Origin of the sequence: Streptomyces anthophorae (genome assembly GCF_049310305.1) — a bacterium.
Classification (GTDB): Bacteria; Actinomycetota; Actinomycetes; order Streptomycetales; family Streptomycetaceae; genus Streptomyces.
The window spans coordinates 6,181,570-6,208,333 of the sequence record NZ_JBLWQQ010000001.1; the positions used below are offsets into that span (position 1 = coordinate 6,181,570).

24 protein-coding genes are annotated in these 26,764 nt (G+C 71.7%); 9 read left to right on the plus strand and 15 right to left on the minus strand.

Going from position 1 to position 26,764, the window contains the following annotated elements; genetic code table 11:
• From ACNYS0_RS28015 to ACNYS0_RS28030, 4 genes are all read right to left on the minus strand, one after another.
• Positions 1-453, minus strand: a complete 453-nt coding sequence (locus tag ACNYS0_RS28015) for a DoxX family protein (RefSeq protein WP_422477232.1) — start codon at positions 451-453, stop codon at positions 1-3.
• Between the two features lie 96 nt (positions 454-549).
• Positions 550-2,469: an FAD/NAD(P)-binding protein gene (locus tag ACNYS0_RS28020; RefSeq protein ID WP_422477234.1), complete on the minus strand. Its 1,920-nt coding sequence runs from the start codon at positions 2,467-2,469 to the stop codon at positions 550-552.
• Between the two features lie 205 nt (positions 2,470-2,674).
• A complete protein-coding gene (locus ACNYS0_RS28025) occupies positions 2,675-4,339 on the minus strand; it encodes an alkaline phosphatase D family protein (protein ID WP_422477236.1) in 1,665 nt (554 codons plus the stop codon).
• Positions 4,340-4,444: 105 nt separating this feature from the next.
• Positions 4,445-5,116: an HNH endonuclease family protein gene (locus ACNYS0_RS28030; protein ID WP_422477238.1), complete on the minus strand. Its 672-nt coding sequence runs from the start codon at positions 5,114-5,116 to the stop codon at positions 4,445-4,447.
• A 246-nt stretch (positions 5,117-5,362) separates the two neighbouring features.
• On the opposite strand from ACNYS0_RS28030, the gene ACNYS0_RS28035 reads away from it, so the two are divergent.
• Positions 5,363-6,109: a DUF4142 domain-containing protein gene (locus ACNYS0_RS28035; RefSeq protein ID WP_422477240.1), complete on the plus strand. Its 747-nt coding sequence runs from the start codon at positions 5,363-5,365 to the stop codon at positions 6,107-6,109.
• 176 nt (positions 6,110-6,285) lie between these two features.
• Positions 6,286-6,963 (plus strand): HAD family hydrolase, encoded by a 678-nt coding sequence (locus ACNYS0_RS28040; protein ID WP_422477242.1) that lies wholly within the window; start codon positions 6,286-6,288, stop codon positions 6,961-6,963.
• A gap of 84 nt (positions 6,964-7,047) precedes the next feature.
• Here ACNYS0_RS28040 and ACNYS0_RS28045 read toward each other — a convergent pair whose 3' ends face one another.
• Complete coding sequence (locus ACNYS0_RS28045) at positions 7,048-7,875, minus strand: peptidoglycan-binding domain-containing protein (protein ID WP_422477244.1); 828 nt, start codon at positions 7,873-7,875, stop codon at positions 7,048-7,050.
• 254 nt (positions 7,876-8,129) lie between these two features.
• Between ACNYS0_RS28045 and ACNYS0_RS28050 the strand changes: the two genes are divergently transcribed.
• Entirely contained in the window at positions 8,130-10,202 is a 2,073-nt protein-coding gene (locus ACNYS0_RS28050; protein WP_422477246.1) for an MDR family MFS transporter, read from the plus strand.
• Here ACNYS0_RS28050 and ACNYS0_RS28055 read toward each other — a convergent pair.
• Entirely contained in the window at positions 10,129-10,683 is a 555-nt protein-coding gene (locus ACNYS0_RS28055) for a GNAT family N-acetyltransferase (RefSeq protein ID WP_422477248.1), read from the minus strand. The genes ACNYS0_RS28050 and ACNYS0_RS28055 overlap by 74 nt on opposite strands.
• A gap of 126 nt (positions 10,684-10,809) precedes the next feature.
• Here ACNYS0_RS28055 and ACNYS0_RS28060 point away from each other — a divergent pair, with 126 nt between their 5' ends.
• Positions 10,810-11,451, plus strand: a complete 642-nt coding sequence (locus tag ACNYS0_RS28060; protein WP_422477250.1) for a hypothetical protein — start codon at positions 10,810-10,812, stop codon at positions 11,449-11,451.
• Positions 11,452-11,456: 5 nt separating this feature from the next.
• Positions 11,457-11,966 carry a hypothetical protein gene (locus tag ACNYS0_RS28065; RefSeq protein WP_422477252.1) on the plus strand — a complete coding sequence of 170 codons (510 nt, stop codon included), beginning with the start codon at positions 11,457-11,459 and terminating at the stop codon, positions 11,964-11,966.
• Between the two features lie 665 nt (positions 11,967-12,631).
• Here ACNYS0_RS28065 and ACNYS0_RS28070 read toward each other — a convergent pair.
• Together ACNYS0_RS28070 and ACNYS0_RS28075 are read right to left on the minus strand one after the other, a co-directional pair.
• Positions 12,632-12,952 (minus strand): antibiotic biosynthesis monooxygenase family protein, encoded by a 321-nt coding sequence (locus tag ACNYS0_RS28070; protein ID WP_422477254.1) that lies wholly within the window; start codon positions 12,950-12,952, stop codon positions 12,632-12,634.
• A gap of 25 nt (positions 12,953-12,977) precedes the next feature.
• Positions 12,978-13,412, minus strand: coding sequence for a DnaJ family domain-containing protein (locus tag ACNYS0_RS28075; RefSeq protein WP_422477256.1), 435 nt, complete (start codon positions 13,410-13,412; stop codon positions 12,978-12,980).
• A gap of 118 nt (positions 13,413-13,530) precedes the next feature.
• Here ACNYS0_RS28075 and ACNYS0_RS28080 point away from each other — a divergent pair, with 118 nt between their 5' ends.
• A complete protein-coding gene (locus ACNYS0_RS28080; protein WP_422477258.1) occupies positions 13,531-13,938 on the plus strand; it encodes an FHA domain-containing protein in 408 nt (135 codons plus the stop codon).
• On the opposite strand, the gene ACNYS0_RS28085 is transcribed toward ACNYS0_RS28080, so the two are convergent.
• Positions 13,923-14,609 (minus strand): O-methyltransferase, encoded by a 687-nt coding sequence (locus tag ACNYS0_RS28085; RefSeq protein WP_422477260.1) that lies wholly within the window; start codon positions 14,607-14,609, stop codon positions 13,923-13,925. The genes ACNYS0_RS28080 and ACNYS0_RS28085 overlap by 16 nt on opposite strands.
• Positions 14,610-14,702: 93 nt before the next feature.
• Complete coding sequence (locus tag ACNYS0_RS28090) at positions 14,703-16,088, minus strand: MFS transporter (protein WP_422477262.1); 1,386 nt, start codon at positions 16,086-16,088, stop codon at positions 14,703-14,705.
• A 357-nt stretch (positions 16,089-16,445) separates the two neighbouring features.
• Between ACNYS0_RS28090 and ACNYS0_RS28095 the strand changes: the two genes are divergently transcribed.
• Positions 16,446-18,473 carry a bifunctional glycosyltransferase 87/phosphatase PAP2 family protein gene (locus ACNYS0_RS28095; protein ID WP_422477264.1) on the plus strand — a complete coding sequence of 676 codons (2,028 nt, stop codon included), beginning with the start codon at positions 16,446-16,448 and terminating at the stop codon, positions 18,471-18,473.
• On the opposite strand, the gene ACNYS0_RS28100 is transcribed toward ACNYS0_RS28095, so the two are convergent.
• Complete coding sequence (locus ACNYS0_RS28100) at positions 18,470-19,714, minus strand: cytochrome P450 (RefSeq protein ID WP_422477266.1); 1,245 nt, start codon at positions 19,712-19,714, stop codon at positions 18,470-18,472. The genes ACNYS0_RS28095 and ACNYS0_RS28100 overlap by 4 nt on opposite strands.
• Positions 19,715-19,966: 252 nt before the next feature.
• On the opposite strand from ACNYS0_RS28100, the gene ACNYS0_RS28105 reads away from it, so the two are divergent.
• Positions 19,967-21,136 (plus strand): steroid 3-ketoacyl-CoA thiolase, encoded by a 1,170-nt coding sequence (locus ACNYS0_RS28105; protein ID WP_422477268.1) that lies wholly within the window; start codon positions 19,967-19,969, stop codon positions 21,134-21,136.
• Between the two features lie 112 nt (positions 21,137-21,248).
• A complete protein-coding gene (locus ACNYS0_RS28110; protein WP_422477270.1) occupies positions 21,249-22,496 on the plus strand; it encodes an alpha/beta hydrolase in 1,248 nt (415 codons plus the stop codon).
• A 53-nt stretch (positions 22,497-22,549) separates the two neighbouring features.
• On the opposite strand, the gene ACNYS0_RS28115 is transcribed toward ACNYS0_RS28110, so the two are convergent.
• From ACNYS0_RS28115 to ACNYS0_RS28130, 4 genes are all read right to left on the minus strand, one after another.
• Positions 22,550-22,960 (minus strand): aggregation-promoting factor C-terminal-like domain-containing protein, encoded by a 411-nt coding sequence (locus ACNYS0_RS28115; protein ID WP_385756688.1) that lies wholly within the window; start codon positions 22,958-22,960, stop codon positions 22,550-22,552.
• A 216-nt stretch (positions 22,961-23,176) separates the two neighbouring features.
• Positions 23,177-24,022: an ECF transporter S component gene (locus tag ACNYS0_RS28120; RefSeq protein WP_422477272.1), complete on the minus strand. Its 846-nt coding sequence runs from the start codon at positions 24,020-24,022 to the stop codon at positions 23,177-23,179.
• Complete coding sequence (locus tag ACNYS0_RS28125; protein ID WP_422477274.1) at positions 24,019-25,644, minus strand: ABC transporter ATP-binding protein; 1,626 nt, start codon at positions 25,642-25,644, stop codon at positions 24,019-24,021. The genes ACNYS0_RS28120 and ACNYS0_RS28125 overlap by 4 nt, the downstream gene beginning before the upstream one ends.
• Complete coding sequence (locus ACNYS0_RS28130; protein WP_422477276.1) at positions 25,641-26,759, minus strand: energy-coupling factor transporter transmembrane component T; 1,119 nt, start codon at positions 26,757-26,759, stop codon at positions 25,641-25,643. The genes ACNYS0_RS28125 and ACNYS0_RS28130 overlap by 4 nt, the downstream gene beginning before the upstream one ends.
• Between the last annotated feature and the right edge of the window lie 5 nt (positions 26,760-26,764).

Sequence of the window (26,764 nt, forward strand, 5' to 3'; positions counted from 1 at the left end):
TCAGGCCGGGACGGCCTCGCCGGCCGGGGCCGGGTCCTCGACCCGCTCGCCGCGTCCGGCGAAGAGGCGGTCGAGGCCGAGGGCGCCGGAGCCGGTGAAGACGAGCAGCAGCATCGCCCAGCAGAACATCACGGAGGGCTCGCCGCCGTTCTGGAGCGGCCACAGGGCCTCGGGCTGGTGGACCTTGAAGTACGCGTAGGCCATCGAGCCGGCCGCGACGAAGGCGGCGAAGCGGGTGCCGAGGCCGAGCAGCACGAGGGCGCCGCCGACGAGCTGGATCACGGCCGCGTACCAGCCGGGCCAGGTACCGGTCGGGACGGTGCCGCCGTTGCCCATCGCGCCGCCGAGCACGCCGAAGAGCGAGGAGGCGCCGTGGCAGGTGAAGAGCAGGCCTATGACGATGCGGAAGAGGCCGAGAGCGTAGGGCTGGGCGCTGTTCAGACGTCCAGTCATGGTGGGGCTCCTTCGGTCGGTGGGGACGAAACCGAGAAATCCGGCGCACGGAGCGCCTTCGTCGCCGCTGCCGCCACCGGTGTGGGGCGCCAAAGATTAGGGGAACCTAATTAGTGCTTGCAAGTTCAACATCCGGCCATGATCCGCCTCCGCTTCGGCCGCTGTACCAGTGGCGTTCAGGGCTGCGCGGGCCACCGCGTCGGCGTCGGAGAGGGTGACCGAGTCGACCCCTGGGCGGGCCCCCGCAGCGGTCACCCAGTGCACCCCCTCGGTGGGCACGCCGAAGGCGAACCGCCGTGCGTGCGCCCGGCCTTGACGGTCAATCAGGCGGTACGGGCGGGGTGTGACGTCGAGGCCCCCGGTCTCGTGTCCCTCGACCCGGTGGGGGCGGGCGCCGCCGGTCTTCAGGAGCCGTATCAGCAGGTCGTCGGCGGTCCTGCGGAGGTCGGGCTCGGGCAGCCGGGCCTCGACGAGTGTGGTGACCCTCACGGTCGAACCGGGCACATCGGGTGAGTGCGCGACGAAACGGCCGTCCCGTGCCGCCACCTCCATGCGCGGCCCCACCACGGTCAGGGTGCCGGCCTCGATCAGTGCGGTCAGTTCCTCGATGCGCCGCCGGGGCGGGCCGATCGACAGGAAGGCGTTGAGCGGGGTGTACCACTGGTCGAGGTGGTCGCGGCGCGAGGGTCCGGTCAGGCCCCCGTGGTCGACGACGAGGCGCAGTTCGTTGCGGAGGTCGCGCAGCACGTCGAGGGCGGCTTTCACGGGGCCGTCGACGTTGCCGAGCGCGGCGTGCGCGGCGTCCTCGCGAAGATGGCCGAGAAGCCAGGCGCGCCAGGCGGTGGGAGAGGTGTACGTGCGGCCCGAGGCGGGGCGGGAGACGCGGTCCCAGGACCACGACAGGTCCTGAGGGATCCCGAACTCCCGGAGGATCGCGGCCTCTTGAGGGGAGCGGTGGGGCGTGGCGAGGAAGCGTTCGCGGAAGCCCTCGTGGGCGCGGGGCCGGGCCTGCGCGGTCCGCAGGAGCGTCTCGTAGTAGACCGTTTCGACCTCCTTCGCGACCAGCGGCCAGATGTCGGCGAGGAAGTCGGGGGCGTCGCCGGAGTCCGCGCGTTTGCGGAATCCGGATATCAACTCCGGGGTGAGTACGACGGGTTGGTGGCGGCCGTACGCGCCCTTGGCGTTGTCTCCGCGCGCCTGGTGCGGGATGCCGCGGCGCGAACCCGCGTACAGGCGCGGCTCGTTGCCCGAGGGTATGTAACGCAGGCCGCCGTCCGCCGTGCGTATGTGGCGGCCGCCGCGGCCCTCCGTCAAGAGGGCCATCTGGTCGAAGAAGTTGAGGCCGAGGCCGCGCAGCAGCACCGGTTCGCCGGGGGTCACGCGGCTCAGGTCGAGGTCGGCCGGGTTGGCGGGCGGGAGGTGGCGCAGGCCGTGCCGCCGGGCGTACTCGGTGAGGTCGCGCTCGGCCGGGGCGGCGACGGCGGGCAGATGGCCCTGGGCGAGGACGACCGCGTGCAGGCCGGTGAGGCGGCGGCCGTCGGCGAGGGCGAGGGTCTGGAGGCCGTCCTCGGCGTCGTCGAGGCGGACGGCGCGGGTGGCGTGCGGGACGACCTCGACGGATGCGGGGGCGGACGCCACCGTCTCCGCGAACACCCAGCGCAGGTAGCGGCCGTACTGGGCGCGGGTCGGGTACGCGTCGGGGGCCACCGGTACGTCGTGCCGTGCGGCCCACTCGTACAGGCTCGGTCCCGGGCGGATCGGGCCCGCGCAGTCGACGCTGTCGTCGGTGAACAGGGTGACCTGTGAGGCGACCGTGTTCATCAGGAGTTCCGGCGCCTGGTCCGTGCGCCAGACCGCGCCCGCGCCCGGCGGGTGCGGGTCGATCAGGTGGACCGTGAGCCGGGTCCCGGGCGGCAGCAGCTCGTCCGCGGACGCGGTGAGGCGTTCCAGGACGCTGGTGCCGCGTGGTCCCGCGCCGACGACGGCGACGGCGAACTCGGGGTGGGGGACGGGCAAGGTGGGACTCCCGTGGCATGTGGGGGTGCTGGGAAGCGGACGGGGTCATCATGCCGGTTCCCTTCGGGGAGTGGTGGGGGTGTGGGCGGGGTCACCCGGTCTTGGTCGGGCGGTGGGGGGTGGGAGCGTCTTCCCACGTCGCGGGGCTCTGCCCCGGACCCCGCTGCTCAATCGCCGCAGGGGCTTGATTTGGCCTCCGCTCGGCTCAATCGCCGGCGGGGCTTGAATCGGCGGGGCTTGAAAGGGGGCGTTCGTCTGTTCGGAGCAGGCCGCGGGACGCGGTTGCCTGGTCCAAGGACAGGTTCGCCGCGCGGCCGCGCAGGGTCAGGGTCATGAGTTGGTTGCCGAACCAGGGGCCGCCCGTGCGGGACCAGGTGATGTGCGGGGCGCCCGCGCGGGCGTGGCGGGCGAAGCGGCGGCCGAGGACCCGGCCGAAACGGCTCCAGCCGAAGCGGAAGCCGAGGCGTATGGACGCGGGCACGGAGTTGTGGACCGGGGAGCAGGTGAGTTGCAGGACGCGGGCGCTCGGTGCCTCGGCGTCCGCGGGCCAGGTCGGCTCGGCCACGTACGCGTGGTGGACGTCGCCGGAGAGGACCGAGATGGTCGCCGGTGCGGCGTCGCCCGAGCCCGCCTCCGCGATCAGGTCGGCGAGCGCCACGAACGACGTCGGGAACGCCGCCCAGTGCTCCAGATCCGCTCTGCGGCGCAGATCCTCCCCGAACCGCGCCCAGCGCGGCCCGCGCTCGCCCCGGCACAGCGCCGCGTTCCACCCCTCCGCGTCGTGGATGAGGTGCGGGAGCAGCCAGGGCAGCGACGTGCCGATGAGGAGGTGGTCGTACGTGCCGTGGTCCGCAAGGGCCTGCTCGCGGAGCCACTTCGCCTCGCCGGGGGAGAGCATCGCCCGCCGCTGCTCGTCGAGGACGCGGGCCGCCCGGGTGTCCACCATCAGCAGCCGTACGCGGCCGAAGTCGCGGCGGTAGCTCCAGCGGACCGAGGCGGGATCGGCATCCGCGCGGGCCGCGAACTCCCGCAGTGCGTCCGTGCCGTCGGGGGTCGCGCGCACGGCCGCGTAGACCGGGTCGGTGGCGAGGGCGGCGGGCGAGAGGTTGCCTATGTGCTGGTGCACCCAGTACGACATCAGGCCGCTCAGCAGCCGCTCGCGCCACCACGGCACCTTGCGCATGTCCGCGAGCCAGGCGGCGCTGGTGTTCCAGTCGTCTATCAGGTCGTGGTCGTCGAAGATCATCGCGCTCGGGACCGTCGAAAGCAGCCAGCGGACCTCGGGGTCGAGCCACGACTCGTAGTAGAGGTGCGTGTACTCCTGGTAGTCCGCGACCTCGATGCCGGGCGGGTCCGAGAGGTCGCGGCGGCGGGCGAGCCACTGCTGCGTCGCCGGGGACGTCTCGTCCGCGTAGACCTGGTCGCCGAGGAGGACGAGGACGTCGGGGCGCTCGCCCTCCGGGTCGGCTGCGATGCGGGCGGCCAGGGTGTCGAGGGCGTCCGGGCCCACCGGGTCGTGTTCGGCGGCCGGGGGAGCGGCCCAGCGGCAGGAGCCGAAGGTGACGCGGACCGGGGTGTCCGCGTCGTACGCCGGGGTGCGGATGGTGCTGGCCGGGAACGGGGAGTCGGGCAGCGGCCAGACCCCACCGCCGTCGAGGATCACCTCGTACGTGGTCTCCGTGCCGGGAGTGAGCCCGGTGACCGGGACCAGCGCGTAGTGGTGCCCGTCGATCTGGAACGTGGGTGCGCTGCCCGACGCGCCGTCCGCGCAGCGCACCTCGGCGACGCAGGGCCGGCTCGCCTCGACCCACACCGTCGCCGTCTCCTCGTCCACGTACCGCAGCAGTGGTCCAAGGCGCAGCCTCGCCACGTGATCGCCTCCGCTCGAATCCCCGACGTTCCGGCACCGTACGGTACGGAACGCCGGAGGTGGGCGGGACGGTTCCGCAATACCTGAACGACCTGGCCGTGACCCTCAGCAGCCGCTGAGCCCCGACTGGATCGCCGACTTCTCCGCCGGGTCGACGCTGAGCTTGTAGTAGTGCTTCACCTGGACCCACATCCGCAGATATGTGCAGGTGTACGCGGTGCGCGAGGGCATCCACTCGGCCGGGTCCTGGTCGCCCTTGGACTGGTTGACGTTGTCGGTGACCGCGATGAGCTGCGGGCGCGTGAGGTCGTTGGCGAAGCCCTGGCGCTGGTCGTTCGTCCAGGAACTCGCGCCGGACTTCCATGCCTCGGACAGCGGGACGATGTGGTCGATGTCGACGTCGGAGGACGCCGTCCACGTCTCGCCGTCGTACTCCGAGTACCAACTGCCGGACGTCGCGGCGCAGTCGGAGCCCGTCCGGACGTTCTCGCCGTCGCGCTTGAGGACTTCCTCGCGGGTGTTGCACGTGCCGGACTGCGTGATCCAGTGCGGGAACTTGTCGCGGCTGTAGCCGTCGGAGGAACCTTCCGCCTTCTCGGTCAGCTCGCCGAGGTAGGTGCGGGCGGTGGCCGCGCTGACGGGGGTGGGCGGGGAGGCCTGGGCGGACGGGGTGGTGAGCAGCAGGGCGAGGGCGGTGGCGCCGACGGTTGCTCCGGCGATCGATATTCGACGCGCGTAGACCGAGCGGGCGCGATGCGAGGGTGAGGTGCGGCGCATGTGAACTCCCTGGATGTGGGGTGGAGTTACGGGGGTCTGCCGTGCCGCGCGCCGTGGGGCGTCGCGTGTGGCAGGGTCGCGTCAATATGGTGGCGGGCGGGGCGGTCGATCACAAGTGGGCCCCACGAAACAGGAGTTGGCCGGGGGCGGGCCCGAAAAAGAACGTGGGGATTTTCGCCGGGCGCTGATCGGGGCGGGGTCCGCGTCCGTACTCTCCGGTGACCCTCGTTCGTGACTGGAGGCACCATGCGACTCTCGCGCTCCACGGCCGGAAACCTCTTCGTGATCGGCGCGTTGATCGTGACCGTCTCGGCCCTGGCCTACCCGGCCGTGCTCGGCGTGCAGAACACGACCACGACGCAGACGCGCGTCGTCGCCAGCACCCGCTGGGGTCCGCTCACCGAGGCCGACCGGGACTTCGTGGTCAAGGTCAGATCGGCGGGCCTGTGGGAATTCCCCCTGGGCCAGGAGGTTCTGAAGCGCGGGACGACGCCGGAGATGAAGACGGCCGGGCGGCACCTCGTCGTCGGGCACTCCCTGCTGGACGCCAGCTGCCGCAAGATCTCCCAGGACCTGGGCATCACCCTGCCCAATCAACCCACGGCGCAGCAACAGCAGTTCGTGGCGACCGTGGAGTCCAAGCGCGGCACCGAGTTCGACTCCACGGCGTCGAACATCATGCGCGTGACGCACGGGCAGATCTTCCCCGCCATCAGCAATATCCGGGCCACCACGCAGAACTCCGAGATACGGCGGCTCGCGAACGAGGCCAACGACGTGGTGCGCGACCACATGGAGGTCCTGGAGAAGACCGGCCTCGTCAACATGGACCAGGCCCTCGCCGAGCAGACCGGGCCGCCGCGGGTCCCGAAGGCGCAGATGACCCCGCCTGTGCCGCAGCCCGGGGCGCCGCAGGTCGCGCTGATCGCGCCGCCGGGGCTGCCGAATCCGTACACGAAGACGTTCCCGTCGTCGCCGCCGACGACGCGCTGAGCGGTGGCGCGGAGGGCGGGGCCGAGGGGCGGGGCGCGGCAGGTGGGGGCCGGGTGGCGATCTTCGGGAGAGTTTTTGTATCGTGGAGAAACAAAGTGGCACCCGCCCGTTCAACCCTGACCAGCGGGCGGGGCCGCCTTGTCCTTCTCACGCCTTCACAGGTCTGGAGCCCGCCGATGACGGCCTCGCCCACGGTGCCCACTGTTCTCAAGGCGCGCGCACTCCTCCTCGACATGGACGGCACCCTCGTCAACTCCGACGCCGTCGTCGAGCGGATCTGGCGCCGCTGGGCCGCCGCCCACGGATTCGACGCCGAGCACGTCCTCTCCGTCGCGCACGGCCGCCAGGCCCACGCCACGCTCGCCGAGCTGCTCCCCGAGCGGCCCATGGAGGAGAACTACGCGGACAACGCGCGCATGCTCGCCGAGGAGACCGCCGACGTGGAGGGCGTCGTCGAGATCCCCGGCGCGGCCCGCTTCCTCGACGCGGTCGCGGCCGGCGGGGTTCCGTACGCCCTCGTCACCTCGGCGGACCTCGCGCTGTCCACCGCGCGGATGGGGGCGGCCGGGCTGCCCTACCCGGCGGTGCGGGTGACCGCGGAGAACGTGGGGGCCAGCAAGCCGGATCCCGAGGGGTTCCTGAAGGGCGCGGCCGAGCTGGGGGTCGATCCGGCGGAGTGCGTGGTGTTCGAGGACTCGGGGGCGGGGATCTCGGCGGGGCGCTCCGCGGGGATGCGGGTTGTGGGGGTTGGGCCTCGCGCCCGGGCGCACGGGGCGACCGTGTGTGTTCCGGATCTTTCGGTTGTACGGGTTGAGGTTCTCGGTGGCGGCGAGGTTGCGCTGCACGTGGGGTGAGGTGCTTTTTGCCCTGGGCCACAGAGGTTTGGGGGCGTCGCGGGTTTCGCCCTGTCGTGGCTGGGCGCGCAGTTCCCCGCGCCCCTAATGCCAGCGGCTCCGTTTGTTTCCGGTCTCTCGTTCCAGCGCCGTGCGGGTCGCCGGGCCGTATTCGCCGCGCTTGTCGTCGTTGATGCCGCGGGAGAGTTGGTATGTGCCGACCGCGGATTCCGTGGGGTTGTCGAAGTCGCCGGTTATTTCGCCCACGTACAGGTTCAACTGCTTGAGGCGCCACTGGAGTTCGGCGACCTCGTGACCGCTGTCGCCCTTGCGCAGGGTCGCGTCGTCGGCCGGTGCCGACGACGTCGTGCGGGAGGCCGAAGGGGACGGGCTGCGGTCGCGTTTCCTGGTGTCCGTGTCGGGCTTCTTCCTGGTCGGTGCGGGGGAGGCGCTGACGGTCCGCGAGTGCGTCGGTGTGGGCGACGCGGACGGTGAGGTCTTCGCCGACGGGGACGCGGAGCGTGAGGTCGGGGTCGCCGGGCGGGACGGGGCGGAAGGGACCGCTGTCGCCGTCGCCGCCGTGTGGTCCGAGGCGGACGCGCCGTCGTCGCCCGGGGACGTGATCAGCACCGTGACCAGGGTCGCCACGCTCAGCACGCCCGTGACCGCGGAGAGCAGCAGCATCCGGCCGTGGGTGGGCGGCTCGTCCGGCTCCCGCCCGTCGTCGGCGTCGTCCGCGGTGTGCGGAGGCGGTGGCGGATACGCGTACGGGTCCGCGGCCCGTGGCGGGGCCGGCTGGGACGGCTCCGAGAGCGAGACGTAGGGGCGGACACGGAGCGGAGCGAAGGCTTCCGGGTCGCAGGCGCAGGACGGCGTCCCGTCGGGCCCCTCCTCGATCCCGCACTCCGGACACGTACGACGTTCATCGCTCACTGCTCGGTACCCCCTGCCGGACGCCCGGGCCCCCCGCCCGGTCGTTGCAGCGCATTATGCAGACCCGCGGGCCCCGGCCGCAGCGCCGGTCCCGTAAACGCTCGTCGTCACCCGTGCGCACACCGTGACCGGGGGCCGTCGCGTAAAACTTTCAGCGCCGCATGACTCAACAGGCCAAACCTGGTCACACCTACCAGGATGGGAAGTACCAAGCACCCGGCTCCGTCCGCGCCGGGCCGGCTTCGGAGGTGGCCATGAGCAGCCAGGACATCGATGCCGTGGGGCCGGGAGACAGCGGTCGCGGAGCACCCGTCGCGTCCAGGGAGGGCGCCAAGACGGGCGGCGTCCTCGTGTCGATCGGCGCGTTGCTGCTCGGCATGCTGCTGGCCTCGCTCGACCAGACGATCGTGTCGACGGCCCTGCCGACCATCGTCAGCGATCTGGGCGGCCTGGAACATCTGTCCTGGGTCGTCACCGCGTACATGCTCGCCGCGACGGCGGCGACCCCGCTGTGGGGGAAACTCGGCGACCAGTACGGACGCAAGAAGCTCTTCCAACTCGCCATCGTCATCTTCCTCGTGGGCTCGGCGCTGTGCGGACTCGCGCAGAACATGGGCCAGTTGATCGGCTTCCGTGCCCTGCAAGGACTCGGTGGCGGCGGCCTGATGGTGCTGTCCATGGCGATCGTCGGCGACATCGTCTCGCCGCGCGAACGCGGCAAGTACCAGGGCCTGTTCGGCGCCGTCTTCGGTGCGACGAGCGTCCTCGGACCGCTGCTCGGCGGCCTGTTCACCGAGCATCTCAGCTGGCGCTGGGTCTTCTACGTCAATCTGCCGATCGGCGTCGTCGCGCTCCTCGTGATCGCCGCGGCCCTGCACATCCCGGCCCGCTCCCGCGAGCACCGCATCGACTACCTCGGCACGTTCCTCGTCGCCTCCGTCGCCACCTGTCTCGTCCTGGTCGCCTCGCTCGGCGGCACCACGTGGGCGTGGGGTTCGCCGCAGATCATCGGACTCGCGGTCCTGGGTGTGCTCCTCGGAGTCGCCTTCGTGTTCGTCGAGTTCAGGGCGGCGGAGCCGGTCCTGCCGATGCGTCTGTTCCGGGTCCGCACCTTCACCTTGTCGGCGGTCATCAGCTTCGTCATCGGCTTCGCGATGTTCGGCGCGATGACGTACCTGCCGACGTTCCTCCAGGTCGTCCAGGGCGTCACGCCGACCATGTCCGGTGTGCACATGCTGCCGATGGTCTTCGGCATCCTGCTGTCGACCACGCTGTCCGGGCAGGTCGTCAGCCGCACCGGACGCTGGAAGGTCTTCCCCGTCGCCGGCACGGCCATCACCATGATCGGGCTGCTGCTCCTGCACAACATGGACGAGCACACGGCCACGGGCATCATGAGCCTGTACTTCTTCGTCTTCGGCGCGGGCCTCGGCCTCGTCATGCAGGTCCTGGTCCTGATCGTGCAGAACGCCGTCCCGTACGAGGACCTGGGCGTGGCCACATCGGGCGCCACGTTCTTCCGGTCCATCGGCGCCTCGTTCGGTGTGGCGATCTTCGGCACGATCTTCGCGAACCAGCTCGCGAGCAGGCTCGGCGACGCCCTCGCCGGACGGCAGCTGCCACCGGGCGTCACCCCGGACTCGCTCGGCGCCGACCCGCGCGGCATCGCCGCCCTCCCGCCGGGCCTGCGGGATCCGGTCGTCCACGCCTACTCCACGTCCATCACGGACGTCTTCCTGTACGCGGTCCCGGTCACGCTGCTCGCCTTCGCGCTCGCGCTGCTGCTGCACGAGGACCCGCTGCGCGGCTCGGTCACCGCGCCCGACGTCACCGAGACGCTCGCCAGCAACCCCGTCGAGCGCTCCTCGTACGACGAGGCGGTGCGCGCCCTGTCCACGCTCGGCAGCCGCGAGGGGCGCCGCGAGGTGTACGAGAAGATCACCGCGAAGGCCGGCTACGACCTGCTGCCCGCGGCGAGCTGGCTGGTGCTGCGCACCCATCGCAACGGGTGGGCGGAGCCGGGCGTCCTCGCCGAGTACACGGCGATCCCGCTGCCCGTGATCATCGACGCGGCCCGGCAGGTCGAGGAGCGCCGCCTCGCCGTGCGCGAGGGCCCCGACCTGATCCTCACCGAGGAGGGCCGCGCGGTCGCCGAACGCCTCGGGCGGGCCCGCGAGGAGTCCCTCGCCGAACTGCTCGGCGACTGGTGGGGCCCGGACCGTCCTCGCGACCTCGTCGAGCTGGTCGCCGACCTCAACGCCGAGATGTGCGGCTCGGACGCGGAGCGCCCGCACGAGGGGGCCGGGGCGGCGCCAGCTCCTTCCTGAACCAGTGCTCGGCGTAGACGTCGGCGTTGTGCGGCGCCGTCTCCGCGTAACCGAGCCGCGCGTACAGGGCCCGCGCCTCCACCAGGTCGCTGCGGGTGTCGAGGCGGATCGCGGTGGCGCCGAGCGCGCGGGCCGCGTCCTCCGCAGCGGCCACCAGGAGCGCGGCGCCGCCCTTGCCGCGCAGCTCCTCGCGTACGTAGACGCGCGTGAGCTCGGCCGTGTCCGTGTCCACGAGCCGTACGCCGGCCGTCCCCGCGGGCTCGCCCGCGTACCGGGCGAGCAGCAACCGGCCGTGCGGCGGGGCCAGTTCGGAGCCCGACTCGGCGGCGATCGCCCGCTCCAACCCGTCCGGGTCGGACGCGTGTCCCTCGTGCAGGAGATACCAGCGGTCGCTCACCTCCGTGAAGTACGCGCGCCACAGCGCGGCGGCCGCGGGGGAGTCGTACGGCTCGGGGGCGACGGTCCAGGGCGTGGTGTTCATGGGACATGGTGAGGCCGGTGGGGTGGGTGGACGCAACCGGGATTCGCCGTGGCCGGTTCGGATCTGTTTCAGGCCCTCAGCCGGGGCAACCCGGCGTGGAACAGCCACTGTTGAGGGAAGGCAGTCATGTCCACAGGCTTGATCATCGCTCTGATCGTGGTGGGGGTCCTGGTCGTCGTCGCGGCGGGGATCTTCGCCGCGCGGACCGGGCCCCGCGGCGGGCGCGGACTGCGGCGCCGCTTCGGGCCCGAGTACGAGCGGACCGTGGCGCGGCACGACGGTGACACCAGGGCGGCGGAGCGGGAGCTGACCGAGCGCGTGAAGCGCCACGGTGCGTTGCGCGAGCAGCCGCTGGATCCCGTCGTTCGCGAGCGCTACCTGGTGCGCTGGGCCGACGCCCAGGAACGCTTCGTCGAGTCCCCGGACGCCGCCGTCGCCGAGGTCGATCTGCTCCTCGCCGACCTGGCGCACGAGCGCGGCTTCCCGGACGGCGTCCACTACGAGGAGCAGCTCGACGCGCTCTCCGTCCATCACGGCTCGCACGTGCACGGGTACCGGCGCGTGCACCGCGCGGCGCACGCCCGTACGGGCCGCGCCGAGGAGAGCGGGGCCGGGACGGAGGAGCTGCGCGAGGCGATGATCGAGGCGCGGCCGCTCTTCGACGAACTGGTCGGCCCGGACCGTGCGACGGCCCGCGCCCGCACCGCGGAGCGCCCGACACACAAGCGGCCCGGCGCGTTCAAGGGGCGCCTGGCGAAGGGGAGTTGAGTCCCATGACGAACATCGAGCGCGCCGCGGCGGACGGGGTCGACAAGGGGATCGCGGTGGATCCGGAGAGGTCGGCGGCTCCCGCGAGGCGGGCCGCGGACGACGAGGGGGTCGCGTTGCACCCGGAGAGGCCGACCGAGGCCGACCAGGGGATCGGACCGGCCCGCGGCCAGGCGGCCACGGCCGACAAGAGGGTCGTGCCGGATCCCGAGCGGACGGCCGGGGCCGGCAAGGGGGTCACGCCGGCCCGTGGCGGCCTCGTCCCCACGGGCGAGCGCGAGGAACTGGAGGGGCGGCTGCGGCACGCGCTCACCGGCTTCGTCGACGAGCCGCGCGCCGCGGTGGAGGAGGCCGACCACGTGCTGGAGGACCTGACGGCCCGCCTCACCGAAACCCTCGCGAGCCACCGCCACACCCTGCGCACGTCCTGGCAGGACTCGACGGAGGACACGGAACGCCTCCGCCTTGCCCTCCGGGACTACCGGGAGACAGCGGAACGCCTCCTGAGGCTGTGAGCCGGGGGGCCTTGAGGCGGACGGGGGTCTGACGCCCGGGTGGGCCTGACGCTCCGTCGGGCCTGGCGCCCGGGTGGGCCTGACACCCGGGCGGATCTGACGCTCGTCGGGCCTGGCGCCCGGAGGGGCTTCGCGTCCGGGTGGCCCATCGGGCTTCGCATCCAGGTGGGCCTGCCACCATCGGGCATCGCGTCCGGGTGGGTCTGACGCTCGTCGGGCCTGGCACCCGGAGGGGCTTCGCGCCCGGGTGGGTCTGCCTTTATTGGGCCTCAGCCCTTGGGGCAGCAACGCCCTTAAGGGGGCACGCCACTAGGGGCTGCGCCTCTTCTGGGCGCGTGACCGTTGGGGCCGCACCTTCGGGCCCGCCCTCTCCGGGGCTTCGGGCCCGCCCTCTCCGGGGCTGTCCCCGTCGGAGCGGGAGCCCACGAAGGGGGCGGGTGGGTGGGAGGTGGGCGAAGCACGTGGAGGCGGCAGGCGGGCGCCCGAGGCGGTGGCAGGTCGGTGCCCGAGGTGGCGTCGGGCCGACGGGAGGCCCGGAGCTTCGTCTCCTGGAGGCAACCGGCCAGGCTCCCCGGGCCACCGAGTGCCGCCCTCCCCCCCCGGCCCACCGGGCAAGCCCCCGAAACGGCAGGCCGAGGGGGCGGGGCCGGGTGGGCCCGGAGGGGTTACGGCTTCGGGGCCGCCTGCTGGGCCACCTCGAAGGACCACACCGTGGAGCCCGTCGCGGCCGGCTTCGGGCGGTCGCCGTCCTGCGGGCCCTGGTGGGCGGACTTCATGGGGCCCTCCATCCAGGCCTGGAAGGCGGCCTCGTCGCGCCAGCGGGTGTAGACGAGGTACTGGTCGGTGCCCTCGACGGGGCGCAGCAGCTCGAACCACTCGAACCCGTCGGAGCTCTCGACGGCGCCGGCCCGCGCGCCGAAACGCTTCTCGAGGACTTCCCGCTGCTCTTCAGGGACGGTGAGCGCGTTGATCTTGACGATACTCATGCGTCCATCGTGCCTCAGCGACCTCTCAGGCCGACTCGCGCCCCGGCCGTGACTCCCGCGCCTCCCGCCACTCGCGCACGATGTCCTCGATCTCCTCGGCCGTGTACGGCTTCAGGCCGAGCGGCGGGCCGGGCGGCGGCTTGAACATCATGTCGCGGATCTTGTCGTTGAGTTCCGCGAGCCTGTCGCGCACGATCCGCTCCGACGGCGTCTTCGGCAGCGCCGCCAGGGTGTCCTCGGCCTCCTTGCGCAGCGCGAGCGAGGGCGGCAGGACGGAGAAGCCCTCGCGGGCCAGCTTCCCCTTGATCCACCAGTTCTCGTCGTACGTGGCATCGGCCGAGCTGTCGAGGGGCTTGCCCGCGCCGGGCAGCGAGGAGAAGTCGCCGCGTCGTTCCGCGTCGCGGATCTGTTTGTCGACGAATGACTCGAAACTGACTCCGGGCGGTTTTCGTTCGGTCATGAAGCAAGTGTCCCAGAGCGGATCGTGGCGCCATAGGCTGCGAGGGACGGCGAGCGACGACGGGCGGTCAGGGGCGGCCAGGGCGCCAGGAGCTCGACGGTGGTGAGGGGGGAGCGCGGTGCTCGAACTGACCATGGCCACGATGGCCGGGGACGACGCGGGGGCGACGGCCGCGATGGCCATGGCCGAGGCCCGCAGCGAGCCGGGATCCGTACTGCGGGTCGGCCGCGACGCGAGCGTGTGCCGGCTCGTCGTTCCCGACGACTGGCTGTTCGTGTCGCGGGCGCACCTGGAGTTCCGGTGCGGCCCCGAAGGCGACTGGGTCCTGTTCTGGCTGCGCGGCTCGCAGGACGACCCGGCCTCCGAGGTGCGCGTGCGGTTCGAGCCGCAGTCGCGGGGGATGGGCCAACACGTCGCGTACGGCGGGGTGGTGACGCTGCCGCGCGGCTCCTCCGGCGAGGTGCTCGTGGCCGACCGGAGCGGGCCGCGCAGCGTGCACGTCGGCTTCTGTCACGAACTCACATAGGCCAGCGCGAAGCCGTCGTGCCCCTTGGCGCCCACCGTCTGGATCGCCGTCGCCTCAAGCCTCGGATGGTCCGCGAGCAGCTGGAGGGCGGCGCGGGTGCCGACGACGTCGCCCTCCGTGGAGTCGGGGTTCGTCACGCGCCCGCCGCGCACCACGTTGTCGACGACGATCACGCTGCCCGGGTGCGTCATCCGCAGCGCCCACTCCAGGTAGTGCGGGTTGTTGACCTTGTCCGCGTCGATGAAGACGAGGTCGAAGTCGCCGCCCTCCTCGGCGAGGCGCGGCAGCGAGTCGAGCGCCGCGCCCACCCGGACCTCGACCACCTTGTCCAGGCCCGCGCGGGCGATGTTGGCGCGGGCCACCTGGGCGTGCCGGTCGCTGTACTCCAGGGTGATCAGCGTCCCGTCGGCGGGCAGCGCGCGGGCCAGCCAAATGGTGCTGTAACCGCCGAGCGTGCCGATCTCCAGGATCCGGCGGGCGCCCTGGACGCGGGCGATCAGGTGCAGCAGTTTCCCGTGGGTGGCCGAGACGTTGATGCCGGGCAGCCCCGCCGCCTCGCTGTCGGTGAGGGCCGCGGCCAGCGCCTCGTCGGCGGGGGCGAGGAGCCCCGCGAGGTAGGCGTCGACGGCGGCCGCGGACTCGGGCCCAGGGTGTGCCGGTTGAGTCGTCATGGCCGTCAGCGTAGGCAGGGGAACGCGGAAGCGGGCGGGCCCTGAGCGATGTTCACCGCTCGGGACCCGCCCGCTTCACGATCTGCGCGCGCTTCAGACCGCCGGCGGCGAGCCCGGCAGCGGCTTGCCCGCGGACTCCTTCATGCGCCACACCGCGATACCGCCGATGAGGGCCGCGGCCATCATGTAGTAGGCCGGGATCATCAGGTTGCCCGTGGCCGCGATGAGCGAGGCCACGACCAGCGGCGTCGTACCGCCGAAGATCGAGACGGACAGGTTGAAGCTGACGGCCAGGGAGCCGTAGCGGACCTTCGTGTCGAACAGGGCGGGCAGCGTCGAGGGCATCGACGAGGTGAAGGAGACGAGCAGCAGGCCGAGCGCGGCCAGGCCGAGCGCGATCGCCCACGTGGAGCCCTGCTGGATCAGCAGGATGGCGGGGACGGACAGCGCGAGGAAGCCGGCGCAGCCGATGCCGATCACCCAGCGGTGGCCGAAGCGGTCGTTGGCGAGGCCCGTCGGGAGCTGCACGATCATCATCAGCAGCATCACGCCGATGAGGATCAGCGTGCCGTGCGTGGCGTCGTAGTGCAGCTCCTCGCTGAGGAACGTCGGCATGTAGGAGAGCAGCATGTAGTCGGTCACGTTGAAGACCAGGACCAGCGCGATGCACAGGAACATCGGCTTCGCGTTGCCGATGAACATCTCCTTCAGCTTCGGCTTCGGGTTGGACTTCTCCTTCGCCTCGGCCTCGTCCGCCAGCTTCTTGAACGCCGGGGTCTCCTCGAGCTTCATCCGGACGTAGAGACCGACCAGGCCGATCGGGCCCGCGATCAGGAACGGGATGCGCCAGCCCCAGCTGTAGAGGTCGTCGGTGGCCATCGTCGTCGTGAGCACCGTCGCGAGGGCGGCACCGGCGACGTAACCGGCGTTGGTGCCGAGCTCCAGGAAGGAGCCGAAGAAGCCGCGGCGCTTGTCGGGCGCGTACTCGGCGATGAACGTGCAGGCGCCGCCGTACTCGCCACCGGCCGAGAAGCCCTGCACCATGCGCGCCACGATCAGCAGCACCGGCGCCCAGATGCCGATGGCGCCGTGCGACGGAATCAGGCCGATCGCGAAGGTGCCCGCCGACATCATGATCATGGTGATGGCGAGGACGCGCTGACGGCCGATGCGGTCGCCGAGCGGGCCGAAGAAGGCGCCGCCGATGGGGCGCACGAGGAAGGCGGCGGCGAAGGTGCCGAGCGTGGACAGGACCTGTGCCGTGCTCGATGCCGCGGGGAAGAAGACGTGTCCGAGCGTCGCGGTCAGATAGCCGTAGACGCCGAAGTCGAACCACTCCATCGCGTTGCCGAGGGCTGCCGCCTTGACCGCGCGCTTGACCAGCGCGGGGTCGGTGGTGGTGGGCTCGGATGAGGTGCGGTCCTTCGTGGGGGCGAAGGACCCGCCGGTACTGGGGGCGATGGAAGTGGCGCTGGACACGGGTCCTTCGCCTTCCTTTCGTCGGGGACAAGAGCAACGGCCGTTCACGCGGAACGGCCGACGCATCGACCATAGGGGCGCCCGCGCCCGTAACGGGTAGTGTTCAGTTAACTTCTCCCCGTGAGGAAACCCCCTCCGGCCTGGGAAAACGTCGAGGCGTTCGCACGGTGCTGATGCAAATTCTTGTGATCTATGTCGCGGAACCGCACGTGTGAAGGCCGGGACAAAGTGGCTGAAGACACTGCCTATCCGTCAAATCCCGGTGGACAGACAGGTGAAGGAGCAGTTGCCTGCGTCTTACCGGGAGTGCGGTGTATGTCGGTGAACCGGCCGAGTTGAGCGGGAGGTCCGAAAAGCGTGGCGAACGCGGAGCACGGAGGAGCGGCGCCGGGATCCACTGATCCGGTGACGGGACGGCTCGGTGTGCTGCGCGCCGGCCTGTGGCTGATCGCGGCCGTGCTCGGCGCGCGTCAACTCGTGGCGGTGCTGAGCGCTCCTCCGAGTGAACGGCTCACCGATCTGGAGACCTGGATCGGCCCCGAAGGAGTGCTGCACGTCAGCGGCTCCCTGTACGACGCGCCCGACCGGTTCACCGGCCCCCCGTTCGCGGGGCTCGTCCTCAAGCCGCTCGCGCGCGCGGCGGAGCAGGCGCTCGGCTGGGGCTGGACGTTCGGCTCGCTGGCCCTGGTCGTCGCGCTCGGCGTGGTCGCCGCGCACGCCCTGCCGCGGCCCGTGTCCCGGCGTACGGCACAGTTCGCGGCGCCCGTCGCCATCAGCCTGCTCATGCTGTCGCTGCCGGTGCGCAACGCCTTCACGCTCGGCCAGACCAGCATCCTCCCGGTCCTGCTCGTGCTGCTCGGCTGCTTCGCGGTACGCGGGCAGGTGGCGTCCGGCGTCCTGATCGGAGTCGCCGCCGCGCTCCAGCCGACGGTGCTGCTGTTCGCCCCGCTCCTCTGGTTCACCGGCCGCCGCCGCGCCGCCGCCGCGACGGGGGCCGCCTTCGCCGCGGGCACCGGCGTCGCCTGGCTCGCGATGCCGCAGGACTCGTGGACGTACTGGGTGCATCATGTGGCGGGCGCGGGCCTCGCCGCGGATCCGGCCGCCGTAGCCAATCAGTCGCTGCACGGCATGCTGCTGCGCCTGGGCCTGTCGGGGCCCCTGGAGATCGCCCTCTTCCTGGCACTCGGCGCCGCCGTGGCCGTGCTCGGCCTGCGCCGCTCCATCGCGTACGCGCGCGACGGGCAACTGCTGCTCGCCGTAGCGGTCACCGGCTGTGTCGCGGTCGCGGTGTCACCGACGACCTGGCAGCACCAGCTCCTGTGGGTGCTGCTCGCGGTGGTCGGCCGGGTGGGGGCCAAGACCGCCGACCGGGCGGTGTGGCCGGTCGCCGTGGTGCTGGTCATGACGCTCCCGGCCTCCGCGATACTGCCGAAGCTGCCGGTGCTCGCGCCGCTGCGGGACAACCTCGTCCTGGTCGCCGTGCTCGCCGCGGCCTGCGCCGTCCCCTTCCTGCGGCGCACCGACCCGGCCTTCGGGGCCGCACGGCCCACCGTCCGCACGGAGCCGGTCCCCGCGCGCTGGCCGTGGGTGCCGCTGCTGCCGGTGTGGCGGCGCGCGCTCGCCCGCCCCAACCTGTTGCTCGAACTCCTGCTCATCCGCGTCGGATACTCCGCGTACCAGCAGGTCAGGATCGTCGCGGCGGGCGGCAGGGAGCGGGCCGAGCAGCATGGGGCGCAGGTGCACTCACTGGAGAAGTTCCTGCACATCGATGTCGAGCACTGGGCGAACCATGCGGTCGTATCGGTCGGATGGCTGCGCAATTTCTTCGACTTTTACTACACGTCCTTTCACTTTGTGGTGCCGCTGACCGTCCTCGCGGTCCTCTACGTGCGCCGCCCCGTGGACTTCCGCTGGGCGCGCGCCTCCCTCGGTTTCGCGACGGTCCTGGCCCTCGTCGGCTTCTGGCTGTACCCGCTCGCGCCGCCGCGCCTGATGCCCACGCTGGGCTTCATCGACACGGTCCACGGCGTGCAGGACTTCTCCCAGCCGGACTACGGGACGCTCACCGCGGTCACCAACCAGTACGCGGCGATGCCCTCGCTGCACTTCGGCTGGTCCCTGTGGTGCGGTGTCGTCATCGTGGCGCTCGCCCCGAGGTGGTGGATGAAGGCGCTCGGCCTTCTCCACCCCTTGTTCACGGTGTCCGCGATTGTGGCGACGGGGAACCATTGGGTTCTCGACGCGGTGGGGGGTGCGGTGGTCGTTGGTGCCGGGTTTGGCCTTACGTATGTGTTGTCGGGGCCTCGGGCCTCTGTGGCTGCGCCGGTGGTGCGGTCGCGGGGCGCTGCCCCGGACCCCGCTGCTCAATCGCCGCAGGGGCTTTAACCGGTCGCCACCTGAAGCTCCTTCACTCCGTTCAGCCACGCCGCGCGCAGGCGGCGGGGGTCGCCCGCCAGGCGCAGGTCCGGGGCCGCGTCCGCCAGGGCGTTGAAGATCAGGTCGATCTCCAGGATCGCCAGGGACTTGCCGAGGCAGAAGTGCGGGCCGCCGCCGCCGAAGCCGAGGTGCGGGTTGGGGTCGCGGGTGATGTCGAAGGTGTCCGGGTTCTCGAAGACCTCGGGGTCGTGATTGGCGGAGGAGTAGAAGAGGCCGACCCGGTCGCCCGCCTTGATCTTCTGGCCGCCGAGTTCGGTGTCCTGTGTGGCGGTCCGCTGGAAGGAGACGACCGGGGTCGCCCAGCGCACGATCTCCTCGGCCGTGGTGCTCGGCCGCTCCCGCTTGTAGAGCTCCCACTGGTCGGGGTGGGTGAGGAAGGCGTGCATACCGTGGGTGATGGCGTTGCGGGTCGTCTCGTTGCCGGCGACGGCGAGCAGGATCACGAAGAAGCCGAACTCGTCGGAGGACAGGTTGCCCTCGTCCTCGGCCGCGACCAGCTGCGTCACGATGTCCTTGGCCGGGCACTTCTTGCGGTCGGCCGCGAGGTTCATCGCGTAGCCGACGATCTCCATGGCGGCCTCGGCGCCGATCTCCTCGGTGATCGCGTACTCCGGGTCGTCGTACGCCACCATCTTGTTGGACCAGTCGAAGACCTTGGAGCGGTCCTTCTGCTCGATGCCGATGAGTTCGGCGATGGCCTGGAGCGGCAGCTCGACGGCCACGTTGGTGACGAAGTCGAACGAGCCGTCGGGGCCCGCCTGTTGGACCGCCTTGGCGACGATGTCGCCGGCGCGATTGCGGAGCTTCTCCTCCAGGGACCGGATGGCGCGCGGAGTGAACCCGCGCTGCACTATCTGGCGCACCCGGGTGTGCTCGGGCGGGTCCATGTTGAGCATGATCATCTTCTGTACGTCGATCTGGTCGCGCTCGATCGACGAATTGAAGCGGATCACGGCGGTATTGGTGTTGGACGAGTAGATCTCCGGGTGAGTGGAGACGTATTTGACGTCCGCGTGGCGGGTCACGGCCCAGTAACCGGAGTCGTCGAAGCCGGAGATGCCGTGTTCCTGCTCGATCCAGCGGACCGGTTCGGCCTGCCTGAGCTCGGCGAACTCCGGGTGCGGTATGCGGTGTTGGAGGAGGTCGGGATCGGTGAAGTCGAACCCGTCGGGCAGCGCGGGGCACGGCATGGAGTCACTCCCGTGGTGGTCTGACGATCCGTCAGTTGTGGCTGTGAAGGTAATAACGGGTTCTAGAAGTAGCAAGGCCCCCGGTCGTGTCGGTTCGGTGCGATGTGCGTGCACGCCCCTTGCGTACCGGGGGTAAGGGACCCGAGACTGCAAGCAGAACTGGTACGCGTTCTAGTTTCGTGTGCACGAGGTCCGCGGAGTCTGTCCAGTTCTGGTCGTGCTGGTCCGGGAATCCTGGAGAGGACGTAGGTCATGGCAGCCGAGCCCGTCATCGTCGAAGCCGTACGCACCCCGATCGGCAAGCGCGGCGGCGCGCTGGCCAATCTGCATCCCGCCTATCTACTGGGCGAGACGTACCGCGAACTCCTCGGCCGCACCGCCATCCAGCCGGACTGCGTCGAGCAGATCGTGGGCGGCACGGTCACGCACGCGGGCGAGCAGTCCATGAACCCGGCGCGCACGGCCTGGCTCACGATGGGGCTGCCGTACGAGACGGCCGCGACGACGGTCGACTGTCAGTGCGGCTCGTCCCAGCAGGCCTCGCACATGACGGCCAACATGATCGCGGCGGGCGTCATCGACGTGGGCATCAGCTGTGGCGTCGAGGCGATGTCACGGGTGCCGCTCGGGTCGGGATCGAAGCACGGGCCCGGCAAGCCGTTCCCGGACGAGTGGAACGTGGATCTGCCCAACCAGTTCGAGGCCGCCGAACGCATCGCGCGCAGGCGGGAGTTGACCCGGGAGAACGTGGACTCGCTCGGCCTCATCTCCCAGGAGCGGGCCGCCACCGCCTGGGCCGAGGAGCGCTTCAAACGCGAGACGTTCGCGGTGCAGGTGCCCACCACGGAGGAGGAGCAGGCCGCGGGGCAGGGTATGTGGCGGCTCGTCGACCGTGACGAAGGCCTGCGCGACACGAGCATGGAGGGCCTCGCCAAGCTCAAGCCGGTGATGCCGACGGCCGTGCACACGGCGGGCAACTCCTCGCAGATCTCCGACGGGGCGTCCGCCATCATGTGGGCGTCGAAGCGGATGGCGCGGGCGCTGAAGCTGCGGCCGAGGGCGCGGATCGTCGCGCAGGCGCTGGTCGGGGCGGACCCGCACTACCACCTGGACGGGCCGGTCGACGCGACGCGGGCGGTGCTCGGCAAGGCGGGGATGACCCTGAAGGACATCGACATCGTCGAGATCAACGAGGCGTTCGCGTCGGTGGTGTTGAGCTGGGCGCAGGTCTTCGAGCAGGACCTGGAGAAGGTCAACGTGAACGGTGGGGCGATCGCCCTCGGGCATCCGGTGGGGGCGACAGGGGCGCGGCTCATCACGTCGGCGCTGCACGAACTGGAGCGCCGGGACAAGGAGTTCGCGCTCATCACCATGTGCGCGGGCGGAGCGCTCTCCACCGGCACGATCATTCAGCGGCTCTAACCTCCCTGGGGCCTGGGGGGCTGCCCCAGGGGTGGAGGTGGGGAAAGGTCCACCTCGGCCCCGGGGGTGTGCCGGATGCCCTCCCACCTGCGCCGATCCCTATCGTCGTGCCATGGCCACCGAGACCGGCAACTCCCGTATCCGCACCCGTAGTTCATGGCCCCGTGCAGGGGCGGCCGTGGCCGCCGCGCTGCTCCTCGCGGGCGGCGTCGCCGCGCCGGCCGCCACGGCCCTCGACAGCGCCCCGGCGGCCGCCCATCGGGCCGCCCGCGGCACCCTCGTCTCCGTCATCCCGGTCGCCACGCTCACCCGCGCCGAGGTCGTCCGGTGGCTCACCGACCACGGCGTGGACGCCGAGCAGGTGCGCCATGGCGTCCGGGCCTACCGGCTCACCTACCGGACACCGGACGCGCACGGCCGACCCACCACCGCCACCGGCTTGTTCACCCTCCCCGTCGGCGGCGACCGGCGCCTCGGCCTCGTCTCCGACACCCACGGCACCATGGTCAACCGCGGCTACGCCCCGTCCGTCGGCGACGACTTCGGCCGCATCCCCTCCTACCTGTACGCCTCCACCGGCAGGGCCGTCGCCGCCCCCGACTACCTGGGTCTCGGTGAGGGCCCCGGCCGCCACCCGTACATGGACACGGCGTCCTCGGTGACCGCCTCCCTCGACATGCTGCGCGCCGCCCGTCACGCCGCGCACCGTCTGGACCGCCCGCTCACCGGTGACGTCTACGCCACCGGCTTCTCCCAGGGCGGCCAGGTTGCGATGGCCCTCGGCAAGGCGCTCAGGACGGGCGCCGACCACGGCTTCCGGCTGAAGGCGCTGGCACCGGTCAGCGGTCCTTACGACCTCTCGGGCCAGGAAATCCCGGCCCTGTACGACGGCCGGGTCAACGACACCAGCGGCATCTTCTACACCGCGTACTTCCTCGTCGCCCAGAACCGGCTGCACCCGCTCTACAAGGGCCCGGCCGAGGTGTTCCGCGCCCCCTACGCGAGCCGGGTGGAGTCCCTCTTCGACGGCGACCACCAGGAGGAGGACATCGTCAACGCCCTCCCCAGGACGGTGAGGGAGCTGCTCACGCCCGCCTACTACCGGCAGTTGCGGCACCCCACGGGTGCGCTGCGCGCCACCCTCAGGGCCAACGACGGCGCCTGCGCCTGGAAGCCGAGGATCCCGGTCCGCCTGTACGCGGCGGCGGGCGACAGCGACGTCCCGATCGGCAACGCCTACAGCTGCGCCCGCAGGCTGGGCGGCCGGACCCCGGTCCTGGACCAGGGCGCCCGGGACCACTTCGGAGGCTTCAGGTCGGCAGCTCCCAAGATCGCCGAGTGGTTCGGCCCGGCACGGTGACGACAACGAAAAGCGAGGCGGCACCAGAAGGTGCCGCCTCGCTCCGGGGCCGGTCAGTACCAGCCGTTGGACTGCCAGTGGGCCCACGCGCCGCAGGCGCTGCCGTAGCGGTCGTTCATGTACTTGACGCCCCAGTCGATCTGGGTCTCCGGGTTCGTCTTCCAGTCGGATCCCGACGATGCCATCTTGTTGGCCGGAAGCGCCTGGACCAGGCCGTACGCACCGGTGGAGGCGTTCGTCGCGTTGGGGTTCCAGCCGCTCTCGTGGGACACGATCTTGTCGAAGCAGCTGAACTCGGCCGAGTTCGAGATCTTCTGCTGGGCGATGGCCTTCGCCGAGCCCGACGTCGACGCGGCCTGGGCCGGGGCCGATGCGAAGAGGAAACCGGTGGTGGCGGCGGCGAGGGTGACGCCGGCGATGGCCTTCTTCGGAGTGGCGATGCGGCGCAGGAGCGTGGCGGTCAAAACGGAACCTTCCGTGGGAGGCAGGGGGGTGCAGGGCGTGGTGCCGTGCGGTTGCTCCACAGAAACAAAGACCGGGGGCCGGAAGCAATGTCAGGTTTTACTAAGGAAAGTCGGATGTCGTGAAGTGTGGGGTAAATGTCCGTTGTGCGGCAAAGGGGAGGCGTGCGACAGGACTACGGTCCCGCTTAGTACGTGACGTGGGTCATGTGGGGGGCTTCACGCCCGCGGGTCGTCGAATGTGACCTGGGCCTCGAAGGCGGCCCGCCGCGTGGCCCGGCGCAGCGCCTTGAGGACGGCGCCGCCGACGACGAGCGTCAGAACGACGGTGAGCGCGGCGCGCCCCAGATCCCAGCCGAGCGAGGTGGCCGCGCAGTAGGCGAGGAAGCGGGCCAGGTTCTCGTGCAGCGCGGCATCCGGCTGGTACGCCACGGAGGAGGCCAGCGCGTTCATGAACGGCCAGCCCGCCAGATTCATGATCGTTCCGTACGCGAACGCGGCCAGGAAACCGTAGGCCGCGAGCATCACGCGCTCGGCACGGCCGCGCAGCGACCAGGCGCCCGGCAGCAGCCCCGCGCCCATCGTGAACCAGCCCATCGACAGCATCTGGAACGGCATCCAGGGGCCCACGCCCCCGGTCAGCAGCGCCGAGGTGAACATGCTGAGGGACCCCAGGACGAAGCCGAAGCCGGGACCGAGGACCCGGCCGCTCAGGACCATCAGGAAGAACATCGGCTCAAGGCCGGCCGTCCCCGCGCCGATGGGCCGCAGCGCCGCCCCCGCCGCGGCCAGCACGCCGAGCATCGCCACCGCCTTGGGGCCCATCCCGGACTCCGAGATCGTGGCCGCGACCACGGCGACCAGCAGCACGAGCAGCGCCGCGAACAGCCACGGCGCGTCCGTCGCGTGCGCGTTCACCTCGGACCCCGGGCCGGTGATCAGCGGCCAGCCGATACCGACCACACCCACGGCGCTGACCAGCAGCAGCGCGGCGATGGAGCGGGGGCCGAGGCGTACCGGATTCGCTCTTCCGGTGAGGGGCGGTGGTGTCGTGGTCGCCGTCATGCCAGCGCCTCCCGTACCTCGGAGACCGTGAGCCAGCGCTGCGGCGCCAGGATCTTCGCGACCTGCGGGGCGAAGGACGGGGACGACGTGACGATGTCGGGGGTCGGGCCGTCCGCCACGATCTCGCCGTCCGCGAGGATCGCCACGCGGTGGGTCAGCTCCGCCGCGAGTTCCACGTCGTGCGTCGCCATGACGATGGCGTGCCCCTCGGCCGCGAGGTTCCGCAGGATCGCGACGAGGCGGGACTTCGCCGCGTAGTCGAGACCGCGGGTCGGTTCGTCGAGGAGGAGGAGCGGCGGGGCCGCGGTCAGCACGATGGCCAGAGCCAGGGTGAGGCGCTGGCCCTCGGAGAGATCGCGGGGGTGGGTGTCGTCGGCGATCCCGGGGAGCAGGTCGGTGAGCAGGGCGCGGCAGGTGCCGGGGGCGGCGGCCGCGTCCTTGTCCGCCGCCGTGCACTCCGCCGCCACCGTGTCCGCGCAGAGCAGGTCGCGGGGTTCCTGGGGGACGAGGCCGACCTTGCGGATGAGGTCGCGGGGGGTGGTCCTGTGCGGGGTGGCTCCGCCGACCGTGACCGTTCCCGAGGTCGGCTTGATCATTCCGACCAGGGTGGAGAGCAGGGTGGATTTTCCGGCGCCGTTGCGGCCCATGAGGGCGAGAACCTCGCCGGTGGTGACCGTGAGGTCGATGTGGCGGAGGGCTTCGATGCGGCCTCTTCTTACGCCGAGGTTTTTCGTTGCAGCCAGAGTGGTCCCGGTCGCGGGGCTCTGCCCCGGGCCCCGCTGCTCAATCGCCGCAGGGGCTTTCTTTTGGCTGAGTCGCGCTCGCAGGTCCCCCGCTGCTCGCCGCGCGTTTCTCACCGTCAGTGGCAGGGGGGTCCAGCCCGCCAAGCGGCCCAGGCCCACCACCGGTGGGTACACCGGTGAGACGGCCATGACCTCCGCCGGGGCGCCCACCGTCAGGGGCTCTCCGGCCGCCGGCAGCAGTGCCACCTGGTCCGCGTACTGGATGACCCGTTCCAGGCGGTGTTCGGCCATCAGGACCGTCGTGCCCAGGTCGTGGACCAGGCGTTGCAGGACCGAGAGGACCTCCTCGGCCGCGGCCGGGTCGAGGGCGGACGTCGGTTCGTCGAGGACGAGGACCTGGGGGTGCGGGGTGAGGACGGAGCCGATCGCGACGCGCTGCTGCTGGCCGCCCGAGAGCGTGGAGATGGGGCGGTCGCGCAGGTCCGCGAGGCCCAGGAGGTCGAGGGTCTCCTCCACGCGGCGGCGCATGACCGGCGGCGTCAGGCCCAACGACTCCATGCCGTACGCGAGTTCGTCCTCGACCGTGTCCGTCACGAAGTGCGCGAGCGGGTCCTGGCCCACCGTGCCGACGACGTCGGCGAGTTCGCGCGGCTTGTGCGTACGGGTGTCACGGCCTGCGACCGTGACCCGCCCGGCCAGCGTGCCCCCGGTGAAGTGCGGCACGAGCCCGCTCACCGCGCCGAGGAGCGTCGACTTGCCGACGCCCGACGGGCCGGCGAGCAGCATCAACTCGCCCTCGGGCACGTGGAGGCGGATGCCGTGCACGGTGGGCGTCCGCGCGCCGTCGTACGTCACGGAGACGTCCTCGAAGCGGATCATGACGACGAGGCCTCCGTCGGCTTGTCGGGAACGGGTGCGAGGAAGGCCGGGAGCAGGCCGAGCAGGATGCCGGCCGCGGGCCACAGCGGCAGTTCCGGCGCCGCGAGCGGGACCACGGGGGGTTGCAGGGCCGCAGGGTCCCGCGTTCCGGCCCAGATCATCGCCGCCGCGGCCGTGGCCCCGGACGCCGCGACGAGCCAGGCCCTGACGCCCCACACGTCGGGCCGGTAGCGGGTGCGGACCGTGCGCCGGCCGCCCAGCCACAGCCCGCCGAGCGCGGCGGCGACCCCCGCGAGCAGCACCGGAAGCCCGTACCCGGAGCCGGACGCCGCCAGCAGACCGTACGTTCCCGCGCACACCCCGATCAGGCCGCCCAGCGTGAGCGCGGCCGTGGCGCGACGGACGGCGGGCGGCACCTCGGCCGTGCGGCCGTAGCCGCGCGCGTCCATCGCGGCGGCCAGCGCGACCGAGCGTTCCAGCGCGCCCTCCAGGACCGGCAGGCCGACCTGGAGCAGTCCGCGCAGACCGCTGTCCGGGCGGCCGCGCAGCCGTCGCGCCGCCCGCAGCCTGCGGACGTCCGCGACCAGGTTCGGGGCGAACGTCATCGCCACGACGACCGCGACCCCGGCCTCGTACAGCGCGCCCGGCAGCGACTTGAGCAGCCGGGACGGGGAGGCGAGCGCGTTCGCGGCGCCCACGCAGATGAGGAGCGTGGCCAGCTTCAGGCCGTCGTAGAGCGCGAAGACGAGGCCTTCGAGGGTGACAGGGCCGCCGATCCGGACTCCCTGCGCCCAGTCCGGCAGGGGGACTTCGGGGAGGGTGAACAGCAGGTGGGTGCCCGGGATCGCCGAGCCGAGCAGCGTCGCGAAGACCAGCCGGATGCCGAGCACGGCAAGCGCCAGCTTCACGAACGCCCCGTACGAACGCGCCCACGGCGCCTCGGTGCGGCGCGCCGCCACCACGTACCCCGCGACGCCGATGAGCAGCGCGAGCAGCAGCGGGTTCGTGGTGCGGGACGCGGCCGTGCCGAGGCCGAGCGCCCAGATCCACCAGGCGCCCGGGTGCAGCGAATTGGAGCGGTGGGCCCGAGGGGCGCGCAGCGTACGACCGGACATCGGGG